Origin of the sequence: Zobellella denitrificans (genome assembly GCF_002407485.1) — a bacterium.
In the GTDB taxonomy this organism is placed as follows: domain Bacteria; phylum Pseudomonadota; class Gammaproteobacteria; order Enterobacterales; family Aeromonadaceae; genus Oceanimonas; species Oceanimonas denitrificans.
Window position 1 is genome coordinate 2,333,868 of record NZ_CP012621.1, and the last position, 14,704, is coordinate 2,348,571.

Consider the following 14,704-nt stretch of genomic DNA (forward strand, 5'->3'; position numbering starts at 1 on the left):
CTTCCTCAGGCTGCGGTTCGGGTCGGGTTCAGTTGTTCCAGCCAGCGGCTGCGCTGGCCTTGCAGGCCATGGCCCAACAGCGCGAAGCCGGTCAGGGTGCCGTCCGGCCCGTAACAGCCGGCGGCCAGTTCGTTGCCGTGCGACTCCACCTTCCACTCGCCGGGTGCGGGGGCCGGCAGCACGGACAGCGGCAGCACCGGGGTTTTTACCAGCACCGGGGTGGCCTTGAGCGCCGCCCGGGCGGGCTGGCCCAGCAGGCCGTCCACCAGGGTCGGTATGGCCTGGTTGATGGGCGCGATATAGGGAGCCCACTGGCGGTCTACCTCGGCACAGTCGCCCAGGGCGAAGATGGCCGGATCGCTGGTTCTGTGCTCCAGGTCGACACTGATGCCCCGGCCGGTGCTCAGCCCGGCGGCCTGGGCCAGGGCGGTGTTGGGCCGCAGGCCCACCGCGCTCAGTACCAGATCGGTGTCCAGCTGCCGACCGCCCTGCAGCTGCAGGCGATAGCCCTCGCCCAAGGCGTCGATGCGGGCAATGCTGTCCTGCAGCGCCCATTCCACCCCCAGGCCGCTCAGGGCCTGTTGCAGGGCCAGGCCCAGGGGCTGCGGGATCAGCCGCTCCATCGGCCACTGGCCCAGGCCGACCACGGTCACCCCTATGCTCTGGGCCGCCAGATCGTTGGCGAACTCGCAGCCGATCAGGCCGTCGCCGAGTATGGTCACGTGCTTTTTGCCGGCCAGCTGTTGGCGGAAGCGGCGGTAATCGGCGAGATCGTTGACGCTCAGCATGGCCGTCTGTTCGCCCTCAACCGGGATCACGATGGGCGAGGCGCCGGTGGCCAGCACCAGCCGGCCATAGGGGCATTCGCCGATGCTGGTGTGCAGCCGTTTGTTTTCCCGATCGATACGCTCGACCCGGGTATGGGGATACACCCGCACCCCGAGCCGCCGCTCCCAGGCCAGCGCCGGCTCGCTCACCAGGCTGTCGCCGTCCTTGCCCAGCGCCAGGGCGTTGGACAGGGCCGGCTTGCTGTAGAGGGCGCCGTCATCGGCGGTAAACAGGGTGATGGGCAGTTCCGGCGAGCGGGCCCGCAGCGCCGCCGCCAGCTGGTAGCCGCCGTGGCCGGTGCCGATGATCACCACCGGCTCGAGCGCCGGCCCGGTTACCGGGGTAACGGCCTCGGCCACCGCCGCCAGGGGGGCCGGCTCCTCGTCGGTGATCTCGAGCATCTCGAAATCCGCCTTGGTGACCAGGCAGTCGGGGCAGACCCAGTCATCCGGCACGTCTTCCCAGGCGGTGCCCGGGGCAATGCCGTCCGCCGGCCAGCCCTTGGCTTCGTCGTAGATCAATCCGCAGATGATGCATAACCACTTTTTCATCTTGTCCTCCCCACTACCCTGTTACTGCTTAACGGTTGCTCAGGCGGATGCCGATATTGCGGGTCTGGACATAGCTGTAGATCGCTTCCTGTCCTTTCTCGCGGCCGAAGCCCGACAGTCCCACCCCGCCGAAGGGCGTTTCGATGCCGCCGGCGAACCATTCGTTGATGAACACCTGGCCGCCGCGCAGCCGGTTGGCCAGCCGCAGGGTCTGGCTCAGGCCCTCGCCGAACACCCCGGCCACCAGGCCGAAATCGGTGCCGTTGGCCAGGGCCACCGCCTCGTCTTCGTCGTCGAAGGGCATCAGCACCAGCACCGGGCCGAACACTTCCTCCCGGGCGATGGTCATGTCGGGCGTCGCCTCGATCACGGTGGGCGCCACGAAGTAGCCGGACAAGTCCGGGGCCACGCCGCCGGTGAGCACGCGGGCGCCTTCGGCCCGGGCCTGCTCGACCATCGCCAGCACCCGCTGTTGCTGATCCGCCGACACCACCGGGGTCAGATCCGGGTTGCCTTCGCCCTGGCCGATGCTCAGGCCCTCGGCCAGGGCCACCACCGCCGCCTTGACTTCGTCGTAGCGGCTGCGGTGTACCAGCAGCCGCGACATGGCCGAGCACACCTGGCCGGCGTTGAAGAAGATGCCGACTTTCACGCTGGCCAGCAGGGTGTCGAGATCCACGTCCGCCAGGACGATGGCGGCGGACTTGCCGCCCAGCTCCATCACCGAGGGGGTGGCCCGCTCGGCCGAGTCCCGCAGGATGCGCTGGCCGGTGGGCACCGAGCCGGTGAACACTATCTGGTTGGTGTCCGGGTGTTTGACCAGGTGGCTGCCCACCTCCGAGCCCTTGCCGCACAACAGGTTGACCGCCCCCCGGGGGAAACCGGCCTGCTCGACGGCCCTGACCAGCAGGGTCATGGCCAGCGGCGAGATCTCCGGCGACTTGATCACCACCGCATTGCCGGCCGCCAGGGCCGGGGCCAGGGAGCGGGCGCAGATGGACACCGGGAAGTTCCAGGGCACGATCTGCACCGACACGCCGAAGGGCACGTACTGGGTGAAATCCACGTAGTCCTTGCCGAGCGGCACCGAGATGCCTTCAATCTTGTCGGCCATGCCGGCGTAATATTCGAAGTAGCGGGCCGCCTCGAGAAACTCGTCGCGGGCGTCGTTCAGGCTCTTGCCGTTTTCCCGGCAGGCCACCAGGGCGCCGTCGTCGGCGATGGCGCGAATGGCCTCGGCCGCCTTCAGCAGCCAGCCGGTGCGAATGGCCGGGCGCACCTCGGTCAGGGCGCCGCAGTCCACGCAGCGGCGGGCGGCGGCCATGGCCAGATCCGCATCCTCGATGCCGGCCTGGGCAATGGTGGCGTAAGGCTCGCCGGTGCCCGGGTTCATCACCGTGAGTTGGCGGGAAGCATCCCGCCACTGGCCATCGATATAGTTCAGGTAATGTTGCATGTTCAGCCCTCCAACGCGGCCTTGGTCTGGGTGGCCAGCCATTTCTGGAAGTAGTGGGTCGGCAGATCCATCTCGGGCGAGAACACGCCGCCGCCGAAGCCGGGGGAATGGCGGCCCTTCTGCATGCCTTCCACCGCGCCGATGTCTTCACCGAACACCACCCGCCAGGACTCCAGGGTGGCGGTACGGCAGCCGGCGTATTCGTCCTTCAGCGACTCGTCGCCTATGTAATAGAGGCGCAGGTTCTCCACGGTTTTTTCCGCGTGGATGGGGTCGATCATCATGGCGAAGGCGTGGTCGGCCTGGATGCCCAGCAGCACGTTGGGGAACAGGGCCACGTATTCCGCGTGGCGCAGCTTGTCGGCGGGCCAGCTGGGGAACTTGGGCAGGTGGGTGCCGGCGGTGTCCGACAGGTTGTATTTGTAGCTGCCCTGCCCCGCGAAACGCTCCTCGAACATGATGTTGTAGTGATCTTCCAGCTTGGAATAGGTGTTCAGGGCCGGGTGCACCCAGGGCAGGTGGTAGGCTTCGCAGTAGTTTTCCACGGTCAGCTTCCAGTTGCTCTGCACCTCGATTTCCAGGTGGCCGCCCATGTTGACCCGGCGCAGCAGGCTCAGGCCCTCGTCGCCCCAGAACGGCTGCCAGCGCTCGACCAGGGGGGCGATGTGCTCCTCGAAGGAGGCGGCGTCGCCGGACAGGTTGACGAACACCATGTCCATCCACACCTCGGAGCGCAGGGCTTTAAGGCCGTGCTTTTCGCACTTGAAGCGCTCGTCCTTGTGCTGGCCGGTGCCGCCGATATGGGGGGTGCCCTTGAGGTTGCCGTCCAGATCGTAGGTCCAGGAATGGTAGGGGCAACGGATCATGCCCTGCACCTCGCCCGCCTCATGCACCAGCTGCATGCCCCGGTGGCTGCACACGTTGTGGAACACCTGCACTTCGCCCTGGCGGTTGCGCATCATCAGCAGCGGCAGATTCATAAAGCTCACCGGCTTGACGTAGCCGTTTTTCAGCAGGTCGGAGGCGAAACCGATGCAGGCCCAGGTTTTGCCGATTACTTGATCTCGCTCAAAGGCGAAATATTCCTGGCTGGTATAACAGGCATTCGGCATGCCGTTGGCTTCGACGATCGGGTTCAGTACGCTTTCCACCTGCTGTACCGGAATAAGGGTTTGGCTGACGTTGCTCATGCTGTTCTCTCCACAATGGTGCAGTGCTTCCTGCGCTGTTTGTTGTCATTGGCACCCTGGGGTACCGATGGGGAGAGAGTGTCGTTAACATGGCGGCAACAAACAAACGACTTTTTGGCCGGGTATGGATGAGCTTTTGTCATCCATCCATGGTCCTGCCCTTCCTGCCCGGAAAAGTTTCCGCGGTAGCGGTTATCCATGACCAAAACTCACCGATGGATGAGAATAAATCGGTTGAGCGGAACCCCGCCTCCCCCTAACCTCCCCACCATGTTAACAGCTGGTTAACTGACAACGAGTAACGCAGAGGGAGGAGTTATGCGTGCGACATCCGGGATCCTGAAGGGACTGAACCCGACCGTGACCATTGCATCCAAGGTGCTGGTGATCGGTTTCGTGTTGTTCTGTGCCATTCTGGCCAACCAGGCCGGGCAATATTTCGAAACCGTTTCCGGCGTTCTGCTGCAGAACATGAAGTGGTTTTATCTGGGGCTGGTCACCCTGGTGGTCGGCTTTTTGCTGTATCTGATGATCAGCCGTTACGGCCATATCCGCCTGGGCAAGGACGATGAAAAGCCCGAGTTCAGCTACCTGTCGTGGGTGGCCATGCTGTTTTCGGGCGGCATGGGCATCGGCCTTATCTTCTGGTCGGTGGCCGAGCCCATGTGGCATTACGCCGACAATCCCTTTACCGCGGGCTTAAGCAATGAGTCCGCCAGCACCGCCATGCAACTGGCCTTCTTCCACTGGGGTCTGCATCCCTGGTCGGTGTTTATCATCGTCGCCCTGGCGCTGGCCTATTTTTCCTACCGCAAGAACCTGCCCTTTACCCTGAGATCCATCCTCTATCCGCTGATCGGCAACCGCATCTACGGCCCCATCGGCCACGCGGTGGACATCCTCACCGTGGCCATCACCGCCTTCGGCATTTCCCAGACGCTGGGGATGGGCGTCATCCAGATCAACTCCGGCCTGAACCAGGTGTTCGGGGTGGGGATCGGCCTCGGCGTGCAACTGCTGATCATAGTAGTGCTGTGCACCTGCGCCGTGGCCTCGGTGCTGTCGGGCGTGGGCCGGGGCATCCGCCGGCTGTCCGAGTGGAACATGCTGCTGTCGCTGCTGCTGGTAATGATAGTGCTCTACGTCGGCCCCACCCGCTACATGCTCAATACCCTGCTGGAAAGCACCGGCAGCTATGCCCAGAACATCGTCGGCATGAGCCTGTGGAGCGATGCCCAGCATGATTCCGGCTGGCAGAACTGGTGGACCGCCTACTACTGGCCCTGGTGGATGACCTGGGCGCCCTTCGTCGGCATGTTCGTGGCCCGCATCTCCAAGGGGCGCACCATCCGCGAGCTGATCGGCGGCGCCCTGATCGTGCCCACCCTGATCACCTTCCTGTGGATGTCGGTGTTCGGCGGTGCCGCGCTCAAGGTGGAGCAGGATGCGCGCACCGCCTACGAGCAACAGGCGGTGGTGCTGGCCGAGGCCGGCGAGCCGGCCCAGGAGCCCTTCGCCGGCGGCCCCATACTGGCGGCCACCAAGGCCGATACCACCCGGGCGCTGTTCACCCTGTTCGACAACCTGGACGCCGGCGCCCTGGGCAAGCTGTTGAGCGTGCTGGCCTGCGTGCTGCTGGGTACCTATTTCATCACCTCGGCCGACTCCGGCACCCTGGTGCTCTGCACCCTGGACGCCGCCGGCGCCAGCGAGCCGCCGACCATGATACGGGTGCTGTGGGGGGTGATCATCGCCGCCATCGCCGCCGTGCTGCTGTACGCCGGCGGGCTGAAGGCGATGCAGACCGCCTCCATCATCGCCGGCTTCCCCATCGCCATCTTTATCGCGGTGATGAGTCTGACCCTGTTCCACAGCATCCGCCGCGAGCCCAAGCCCTGGGCCATGCTGCCGGATCATGTGCGCCCCGAGCCCGCCCGGCTGGACGGCCCGGTGCCGGAGCCCGCGCCGGAAGAACCATGGCTGGCCGAGCCCCAGTTCGGCAAGTGAGCAAAAAAACGCCGGGCACTGTCCCGGCGTTTTACTATCCGGGGACTGGCCTCAGGCCAGGCCCTTATCCCCCACCTGCCCTGGCAACTGCTCCAGCAGCCAGCTGCGGAACAGCTTGACACTGGCCGGCACCAGGCCCCGCCCCTGCGGCTCCAGCATGGAAAAACTGGCCTGGGTGCGCAGTACCGTGTCCACCGGCCGCACCAGGGCCCCACTCTTCAGGTAGTCGTCCACCAGCGAGCCCCAGGCCAGGGCGATGCCCTGGCCGTTGATCGCCGCCTGCAGCAGCATGGGGTAGTTGTTGATGTTGACCCTGTTGCGCGGCACCATCACCGGCAGCCCCACCGACTCGAACCATTCCGGCCAGTTGACCCAGTCCCGCTGGGAGTCATCCAGATAGAGCAGGGTCTTGCCGAAGATCTCCTCCGGGCTGTGGCATTCATTCAACCGCGCCAGGTAGTCCGGGCTGCACACCGGGAACACCTCCTCCGGGAACAGGGGAGTGACCTTCATCTCCGCCGGCGGCACCCGGCAGTAGAACAGCGCGAGATCGCAGTCGAGCCGGCGCAGATCCATGATGCTGTCGGTCGCCAGTATGCGCAGGTCTATCTCTTCGTGCTGTTGTTGAAAGGAGGCGACCTTGGGCAGCAACCAGAGCGCCGCCATGGCATTGGTGGTGGCCACGGTCACCTGCTGCTCCCCCTGCCACTTCTTGATTTCGCCGGTGGCCTGGGCCACGTCCAGCAGGGCACGGTACACGGTCTGGTAATACTGCAGCCCGGTGGGTGTCAGGGTAATGCTGCGACTGGCCCGCACGAACAGCGCCTTGCCGAGGTAGTCCTCCAGCTGGCGGATCTGGCGGCTGATCGCCCCCTGGGTCACGTTCAGTTCGCTGGCGGCGAGGGTAAAACTCAGATGGCGCGCCGCCGCCTCAAACACGATCAGGCTGTTCATGGGCGGCAGCGGTTTAAGCTTCATGGTCATCCTGGATACAGTCCGGTAACAGTCCGTTTTCGCTTACTTTAACATTTAAACCCGCTTTTAGCTGGCTTGCAGCTTCGTCGGCTGCAGTTGCGGCGGTGAGTCACTTCCCGGCTCGCCGCACTTGTGGTCTCATATGAGGCACAGTCAAGGATGGTTCCCAAAGAACCACTCCTTGTTCCCTCTATCACCCATGCGGAGTAACAACGATGAACTACCCCATCAAGGGCTCCTGCCAGTGCGGCGGCGTGACCTACGAACTGAAAGAACCGCCGCTGATGGTGGTGGCCTGCCACTGCAAGGAGTGCCAGAAGCTCTCTACCAGCGCCTTCAGCATCACCGCCGTGGTACGCGCCGAAGCGGTGCAATTCGAGGGGGAGATGGCCGAGTGGCGCCGGGTGGCCGAGAGCGGCAACATCAACGGCGCCAGCTTCTGCCCGGTCTGCGGCAACCGCCTCTACCACTTCAATCCCGATGAACCGGACGTCATCAAGCTCAAGCCCTCCAACCTGGCCGACACCCGCCTGATCCAGCCCAGCGCCCATGTGTGGGTAAGCCAGAAACAGGACTGGTTCCCGATCCCCGAAGGCGTCAAGGTGTTCGACAAGCAACCCTAGCCCATATTCCTGCCTTCGTTATGTTCGAGAGCAATGCCGTGCCCGTGATGGTACAGACAAGCAGCATTCAAGCACATCGCCTGGTCATATCGGCGATAGAGGGTGGGTTCAGGCTGGCGGAAGAAGCGAATACCTGTGTCAATCGCCGGCGAACCCCTGAGCCGAGGACATGCCATCCGCGCAGGGGTTGCCGGGAAGAGCGGACTACTCACCCATCACCACGCCTTCACGGCGCGGATCGGCGCCGCCGAACCAGCCCTGGTCAGTGCGTCCGATCGCCTGCAGGCCGCTGGTCATGTCCATTTCGGTCAACTCGTGATCGCGCGCCCTGAGCCAGTCCAGGGTCTCGGCCGGGAAACGGTTGTCCTCGAGCAAGGTCGGGGCGCCGAGGGCGCCGAAGTTCGGCAGGTTAATCGCGGTCTGGGCGTTCATGCCCCAGTTGAGCATGCCGTACAGCGTCTTGGCGGTGTAGTGGATGATCAGTGCGCCGCCGGGGCTGCCGCCACTGACCAGCACCTGGCCACTCGGCTTGTCGAAGACCAGCGTCGGGCTCATCGAGCTGCGCGGGCGTTTGCCCGGTTGCACCCGGTTGGCGGTGGGCAGGCCGGCGGCGTCGTTGGGCGCAAAGTTGAAGTCGGTCAGCTCATTGTTGAGCAGAAAACCGCCGGTGTCCGTACCGTAGGGGTTCACCATCTGGCGGGAGCCGAACTGGGCCTCGATGGTCGTGGTCATGCTCAGCGCCCTGCCCTCGCGGTCGATGATGCTGATGTGGCTGGTGCCGTATTCGGGTTGCGCTACGGGCACCCCCAAGGATACCTGCATCGCGCCGGGCCGGCCGGGCTCGGCGGTCTTCATGCTGCGTTCGCCGATCAAGCCAGCCCGGGCGGCGAGGTAGTCGGGCGCCAGCATGCTCGACCAGTGGCCGCCGGGCGGACTGACGAAGTCGGGATCGCCGATGTACTTGGCGCGGTCGGCGAAGGCGAGCCGCGAGGCTTCGGTGTACAGGTGCAGCCACTGCGGCGAGGGCAGCGGCTCGCCGTCGTCGGTGCGCTGCAACGGCAGCCCTGCGGCCCCGGTATGGCCCAGAATGCCGAGGATCTGGCCGACGGCGATGGCGCCGCTGCTGGGCGGGGGAAAGCCACACAGCACATACTCCCGGCCACGCGCGTCATAGTCGCTGCACAACGGCTCGCGCTGTTTCGGCCGATAACCGGCAAGATCGGCCAGCGTCATCTGGCCGGGATTGGTCGCATGGCCCCGGACTTTCGCGACGATGGCCTCGGCTATCTCGCCACGGTGCAAGGCCGCGCTGCCCTGGGCGGCGATGTGCCGGAGCACCACCGCATAGGGCCGGTTCTGCAGCACATGGCCGACCGGGTAGGGGCTGCCGTCGGGCTGGTAGAAGTAAGCCGCCGCCACCGGATCCTGCCTGAGGAAGGCATCGGACTCGAGCTGGGTGTACAGGCGCGGGCTGATCGCAAAGCCCTGTTCGGCGAGCCGGATCGCCGGCTGGAACAGATCGGCCCAGGGCAGGGTGCCGTGCTCGCGGTGGGCGAGTTCAAGCATCGCCACCGCGCCCGGCACGCCGACCGAGCGGCCGCCCACCACGGCCTGGTTGAACGGCAGCGGCGTGCCGTCGGCATCGAGGAACAGGGTTTCATCGGCGGCGGCCGGCGCCGTCTCGCGCCCGTCGTAGGCGCGGACCTGCTTGCCGTCGTAATACATCAGGAAGGCGCCCCCGCCAATGCCGCTGCTTTGCGGCTCGACCAGCCCCAGCACCATCTGCACTGCTATGGCCGCGTCCAGCGCCGAGCCCCCCGCGGCCAGTACCTGGCGGCCGGCGTCGGTGGCGAGCGGATTGGCGGCCGCCACCGCATAGTCCCGCAGCGCCCAGCCGGGTTTCTCCTGGTAGCCGGAGGCGGCTTCGGGCTGGGGCGGCGGGGCCTGGTAGCTGAATGACGGGGGCAGGCCGGTGCAGCCGGCGAGCAGCAGGGATAAGGCGAGCGCGTGAACGGATAGCTTCATGGACGACTCCTGTCGAATGGGCCCCTTAACGGCCGAATAGTTTCAGCGTTGCCAATGGGAATGGAGGTACCACCCAAACCACGCCTCCTGGAGACCCGATTGAATAACAAGCATGCACCATGGACCCGCCATGGTCGATCATTTCCCGTCCATCGGGTACTTGCAGACGATCTCAGGTCGGCAGGAGCGACCCTGGAAATGGCGTATTCAACAAATCAAACAAGTGGGAGCAGGCCAACGAGACCTACCGGAAGATGAAATCCGGCGAGGTCAAATTCCGCCTGGTGCTGACGATGGGGGGCGGCGGCATCGGCCGAAAACAGGCCCTCGCCCCCTCAGGCCGTCGCCATGGCCTGGGGGTAGCGCCGGGGATCGAAGCGCAGGCAGATCAGCATCACCACGCCGACCAGCCCCAGGTGCAGCGCCCAGCCGCCGGCGAAGCTGCCGCTCGCCTCCCGCACCAGCGACACCGCCAGGGGCCCCATGGCCGCGATCAGGAAACCGCCGCCCTGCATCAGGGCGGTGAGCGCGCCCGCCTGTTGCGCCGCGGGCAGGTGATCCAGGGCGGTCACCAGCGACAGGGAGAAGTTGCCGCCCAGCCCCATGCCGCACACCGCGGCCCACAGCAGCGGGCACTGGCCGGGCCAGAACAGCAGGCCGGCGTAACCGGTGGCCTGCAGCAGCAGGGTCAGCCACAGCCAGGGGCGACGGTCCCGTCCCCGCGCCAGCAGGGTGATGCCCACCGCGAACAGCGCCTGGGCCAGGGCCATCACCGCCACCAGGCCGGCGCTGTCGGCGGCGCTCCAGCCCTGCTGCTGGTAGTAGGGCGCCAGCCAGGTGACCATGGTCGAATAGCCGGCGTTGACCAGGCCGAAACAGAGCATCAACTGCCAGGTGCGCGGCCGCCCCAGCAAGCGCCGGGCCAGGCCCGGCTCGGGCGGTCGGCTCTGCCGGTCCGACAGGGTCCGCCAGGCGCAGGCCAGGGCGATGGCCGCCGGCAACGCCAGCCAGGCCAGGGCCGCGCGCCAGTCGTGGCCGCCGCCGGCCAGCAACGGGGTGAGCTGGGCGCCGATGGCGCCGCCGCCCATGATCATGGCCGAATACAGGCCGGTGACCATGGCCACCCGGCCGGGAAAATACTGCTTGATGATGCCGGGAAAGGCGGACTGGACGAAGGCCACCCCCAGCCCGCACAGCAGGGCGGTCAGGATCAGGGTGGTGCCGTCGGGCACCAGCAGCCGGAGCCCCGAGCCCAGCATCAGCAGCACCAGCGCCGTGAGCATGCCCCGGCGGGTGCCCCAGCGGGCCTGGAGCCGCGGTGAGGCAAAGGCGCCCACTCCCATCAGCAGGGTGGGCAGCAGGGTCAGCATCGCCATGCCCACGTAGCCCAGGCCGGTGCCGGCCCGGATCGGCTCTATGATGGGCCCGGGCCCGGTAAGAAAGGGCCGCAGGTTCAGGCCAATCAACACCACCAGGAGCAGCATGGCCCCCTGCTCAACCGGCCTGCTTGCTGTCGTCATCGCATCGTCTCTCGGGAAGGGGGAAAAAGGGAGCGGGCTTGTCACCGTCGCTTGGGGCATGGTAGGAGCCGGACAGGTCATTTGAAAATTAAATATTCGAATATGCATCAGTGCCAAACTGAATAATGCTCTTATGCGACCGGGAGCGGCTGCGGCGGATGGGAGCCCCGACCGGGCGCGGGGCTTCAACCAGCCGCCGGCTCCGGATAAAAAACGGGATCTCGCCGACCATGACACCTCAGCCATGTTTCGAAAAGTCCAGGTATAACTACAGATAGCGCCTTCTTTTCCATCCCCAGCCACAAAAAGTTCCGCTAAAACCGGCGCGCCCCATTTACAAAATAAGAATTATTTGTAATATCGCTTGCCATTCCAATAACGGAGAAAAACACCATGCAGCGCAGCCCCCTCCTGACCAAGGCGTTCACCGCCGCCGCGGCCCTCTGGTCGCTGGCCTTGTCCGCCGAAACCATTACCGTCACCGACATCGCCAACCGCCAGGTGGAGGTCGAGGTGCCGGTGCAACGCGTCATCCTGGGCGAAGGCCGCCAGGTTTACCTCACCGCCGTGCTCGACCGGGAAAACCCCTTCCAGCGCATCGTCGGCTGGCGGGACGATTTCGCCAGCGCCGATCCGGACAACCATGCCGCCTACCTGGAAAAATTCCCCGAGATGGCCGAGATCCCCGCCTTCGGCGGCTTCAAGGACGGCACCTTCGACGTGGAGCAGGCGGTGTCGCTCAAGCCCGATGTCATCATCATGAACATCGAGTCCAAGCAGGCCACCGAGGACGCCAAGTACATCGAGAAGCTGGCCGCCGCCGGCATCCCCCTGGTGTATGTGGATTTTCGTGAGCACCCCTTCACCCACACCGAGCCCAGCCTGCGCCTGTACGGCCAGCTGTTCGGCGAGGAGGAAAAGGCCGAGGAATTCATCGCCTGGCGCGCCGCCGAAATCGCCAGGGTGACCGAGGTGCTCGAGCAGCATCAACCCACTCGGCCCCAGGTGTTCATCGACCGGGCCGGCGGCTACTCGGAAGAGTGCTGCATGAGCTTCGGCGATGACAACTTCGGCAAGTTCGTGACCCTGGCCGGCGGCGAGAACATCGCCAGGAACATCATTCCCGCCACCTTCGGCAACCTCAACCCGGAGCAGATCATCGCCTCCAACCCCGACCACGTCATCGTGACCGGCGGCATGTGGGAAGCCTATGTGCCCGGCGGCGGCTGGGTGGGGGTGGGCCCGGGCCAGGACCGGGCTGAAGCCCGGCGCAAGCTCGAGGCACTGACCCAGCGTCCGGCCATGACCGGCATCGCGGCGGTACAAAACCGGCAGATGCACGCCATCTGGCACCAGTTCTACAACAGCCCCTACCAGTTCGTGGGCATCCAGCAGATGGCCAAGTGGCTGCACCCCGAGCTGTTCGTCGAACTCGACCCGGAGGCCACCTTCAAGGAGCTGCATGAGCGCTTCCTGCCCGTCGACTACCGTCCCGGCTATTGGGTGTCGCTGACCGATGCAGAGTAACGCCATGACCCCGGCCGCCGGCAGCGGCCGTTACAAGACCATCGTCTGGCGGCGGCAGTTGCTCCTGCTGGGCCTGGCCGCCGCGCTGCTGCTCAGCCTGTGCGCCGACCTGGCCCTGGGTCCGGCCCGCTACAGCCTGGGCGAAGTGGTGCGGGCGCTGTTCCTGCCCGAGTCGGTGCCGCTGCAGGTGCGGGTGGTGCTGTGGGAGATCCGCATGCCGATCGCACTGATGGCGGTGGTGGTGGGCGCGGCGCTGGCGGTGGCCGGCGCCCAGATGCAGACCATCCTCAACAACCCGCTGGCCAGCCCCTTCACCCTGGGCATTTCCGCCGCCGCCAGCTTCGGCGCGGCCCTGGCCCTGGCCTTCGGGGTGGCCTTTATCCCGGCGGCCATCGCCTGGATGGTGCCGCTCAACGCCTTCGTCATGGCCATGCTGGCGGCCCTGCTCATCCACCTGCTCAGCGCCCGGCGCGGCATGACGGTCAACAGCATAGTGCTGCTCGGCATCGCCCTGGTGTTCACCTTCAATGCCCTGCTGGCGCTGGTGCAGTTTTTCGCCTCGACCGAGGCCCTGTCGGCGGTGGTGTTCTGGACCATGGGCAGCCTCAGCAAGGCCACCTGGCCCAAGCTGGCCATCACCACCCTGGCGCTGGCGCTGGTGCTGCCGGTGTTCGTCCGCCGCGCCTGGGCCCTGACCGCCCTGCGCCTGGGCGAAGACAAGGCGGCGAGCTTCGGCGTCAGGGTCGGCCGGCTGCGGCTGGAGACCCTGCTGCTGGTAAGCCTGCTGGCGGCCATTCCGGTGTCCTTCGTCGGCACCATCGGCTTTATCGGCCTGGTCGGCCCCCATATCGCGCGCATGATCATCGGCGAGGATCAGCGCTTCTTCCTGCCGGCCTCGGCCCTGGCCGGGGCGCTGATCCTCTCGGTCAGCTCGGTGGTGAGCAAGTCGCTGATCAGCGGCACCATCTTCCCCATCGGCGTGGTGACCTCGCTTATCGGCATTCCCTTCTTCGTTTCCCTTATCCTGTCCCAGACGAGGCGCTCATGGTAAGCATCCGGCTCGAGGCACTCGGTGCCCGCTACGGCAAACAACTGCTGCTGCAGGGCATTTCCACCCCCACCTTCCAGGCGGGCGAGGTGGTGGCCATCATCGGCCCCAACGCCGCCGGCAAGTCCACCCTGTTCAAGCGCATCAGCGGCCTGATCGACGGCCCCGGCCGGGTGCATGTGGAGGGCCTGCGGCCGGAAGGCGGCGGCATCAGCTACATGCCGCAGGACAGCGCCGCCAGCGCCGCGCTCAGCGTGTACGAGTCGGTGCTGCTGGCCTGCAAGCAGGGCGGCGGCTGGCGCGTGAGCGAGGCGGAGCTGGCCCGCATCGACCAGACCCTGGCGGCGCTGGGTATTTCCTCCCTCGCCTTTCGCCACCTCGGCGAGCTCTCGGGCGGCCAGCGCCAGCTGGTCAGCCTGGCCCAGGTGCTGGTGCGCGAGCCGGACATCGTGCTGATGGACGAGCCCACCTCGGCGCTGGATCTGTCGCGCCAGGTGGAGGTGCTCGGCCACATGAAAGACCTGGCGCGGGAAAAGGGCATGCTGGTGCTGGTGACGCTGCACGATCTCAACCATGTGCTGCGCTTTTGCGATCAGGCGCTGGTGATCGCCGGCGGCCGCCAGGTGGCCTGCGGCCCCACCGCCGACATCGTCACCCCGGCGCTGCTGCGCGACACTTACCAGGTGGAGGCGCGGGTGGAGTCCTGCTCCCGCGGCTTCGGCCATGTGATCGTGGACGATATCGCCAGCCAGGGCCGCACCTTCGCATTGGCGGCCGGTTAGGGCACGTTGCACCGGGTGTCGTAGGGTGTGTTGTAGGGTCCACTTCAGTGGACCACCCGACGGACAGCGGCTTGGCCGTAGGGTCCACTTCAGTGGACCACCCATCAACGGCGCTGTGGTTTGGTCGAATAAATTCGACCCTACGACGGACAGCGGCTTGGCCGCGCGCCGC

The 14,704-nt window shown here is 66.0% G+C and carries 11 protein-coding genes; 5 read left to right on the forward strand and 6 right to left on the reverse strand.

The genetic code is table 11. The features are described 5' to 3' along the window. Nucleotides 1-5: 5 nt before the first annotated feature. From AN401_RS10980 to AN401_RS10990, 3 genes are read right to left on the reverse strand one after another with little or no spacing between them, the layout of a single operon-like run. Nucleotides 6-1,379, reverse strand: a complete 1,374-nt coding sequence (locus AN401_RS10980) for an FAD-dependent oxidoreductase (protein WP_096779374.1) — start codon at nucleotides 1,377-1,379, stop codon at nucleotides 6-8. Nucleotides 1,380-1,407: 28 nt separating this feature from the next. Further along, nucleotides 1,408-2,835 (reverse strand): aldehyde dehydrogenase family protein, encoded by a 1,428-nt coding sequence (locus AN401_RS10985; RefSeq protein ID WP_096779375.1) that lies wholly within the window; start codon nucleotides 2,833-2,835, stop codon nucleotides 1,408-1,410. A gap of 2 nt (nucleotides 2,836-2,837) precedes the next feature. Next, nucleotides 2,838-4,025 carry an aromatic ring-hydroxylating oxygenase subunit alpha gene (locus tag AN401_RS10990; protein WP_096779376.1) on the reverse strand — a complete coding sequence of 396 codons (1,188 nt, stop codon included), beginning with the start codon at nucleotides 4,023-4,025 and terminating at the stop codon, nucleotides 2,838-2,840. Nucleotides 4,026-4,343: 318 nt separating this feature from the next. On the opposite strand from AN401_RS10990, the gene AN401_RS10995 reads away from it, so the two are divergent. Next, on the forward strand, nucleotides 4,344-6,032 hold the full coding sequence (locus tag AN401_RS10995) for a BCCT family transporter (protein ID WP_096779377.1): 1,689 nt from the start codon (nucleotides 4,344-4,346) through the stop codon (nucleotides 6,030-6,032). 51 nt (nucleotides 6,033-6,083) lie between these two features. Here AN401_RS10995 and AN401_RS11000 read toward each other — a convergent pair whose 3' ends face one another. Beyond that, a complete protein-coding gene (locus AN401_RS11000) occupies nucleotides 6,084-7,010 on the reverse strand; it encodes a LysR substrate-binding domain-containing protein (protein ID WP_094040533.1) in 927 nt (308 codons plus the stop codon). Between the two features lie 212 nt (nucleotides 7,011-7,222). Here AN401_RS11000 and AN401_RS11005 point away from each other — a divergent pair, with 212 nt between their 5' ends. Continuing rightward, nucleotides 7,223-7,630: a GFA family protein gene (locus AN401_RS11005; RefSeq protein ID WP_094040534.1), complete on the forward strand. Its 408-nt coding sequence runs from the start codon at nucleotides 7,223-7,225 to the stop codon at nucleotides 7,628-7,630. Between the two features lie 204 nt (nucleotides 7,631-7,834). On the opposite strand, the gene AN401_RS11010 is transcribed toward AN401_RS11005, so the two are convergent. Together AN401_RS11010 and AN401_RS11015 are read right to left on the reverse strand one after the other, a co-directional pair. After that, nucleotides 7,835-9,655 (reverse strand): gamma-glutamyltransferase family protein, encoded by a 1,821-nt coding sequence (locus AN401_RS11010; RefSeq protein ID WP_096779378.1) that lies wholly within the window; start codon nucleotides 9,653-9,655, stop codon nucleotides 7,835-7,837. 335 nt (nucleotides 9,656-9,990) lie between these two features. After that, nucleotides 9,991-11,175, reverse strand: a complete 1,185-nt coding sequence (locus tag AN401_RS11015; protein WP_096779379.1) for a cyanate transporter — start codon at nucleotides 11,173-11,175, stop codon at nucleotides 9,991-9,993. A gap of 393 nt (nucleotides 11,176-11,568) precedes the next feature. On the opposite strand from AN401_RS11015, the gene AN401_RS11020 reads away from it, so the two are divergent. The 3 genes from AN401_RS11020 to AN401_RS11030 are packed head-to-tail and all read left to right on the forward strand — an operon-like array spanning nucleotide 11,569 to nucleotide 14,532. Continuing rightward, nucleotides 11,569-12,702 (forward strand): ABC transporter substrate-binding protein, encoded by a 1,134-nt coding sequence (locus tag AN401_RS11020; protein WP_096779380.1) that lies wholly within the window; start codon nucleotides 11,569-11,571, stop codon nucleotides 12,700-12,702. A gap of 4 nt (nucleotides 12,703-12,706) precedes the next feature. Further along, on the forward strand, nucleotides 12,707-13,753 hold the full coding sequence (locus AN401_RS11025) for a FecCD family ABC transporter permease (protein ID WP_198401718.1): 1,047 nt from the start codon (nucleotides 12,707-12,709) through the stop codon (nucleotides 13,751-13,753). Continuing rightward, nucleotides 13,747-14,532: an ABC transporter ATP-binding protein gene (locus AN401_RS11030; RefSeq protein WP_096779381.1), complete on the forward strand. Its 786-nt coding sequence runs from the start codon at nucleotides 13,747-13,749 to the stop codon at nucleotides 14,530-14,532. Before AN401_RS11025 ends, AN401_RS11030 begins: the two co-directional genes overlap by 7 nt. Nucleotides 14,533-14,704 lie beyond the last annotated feature (172 nt).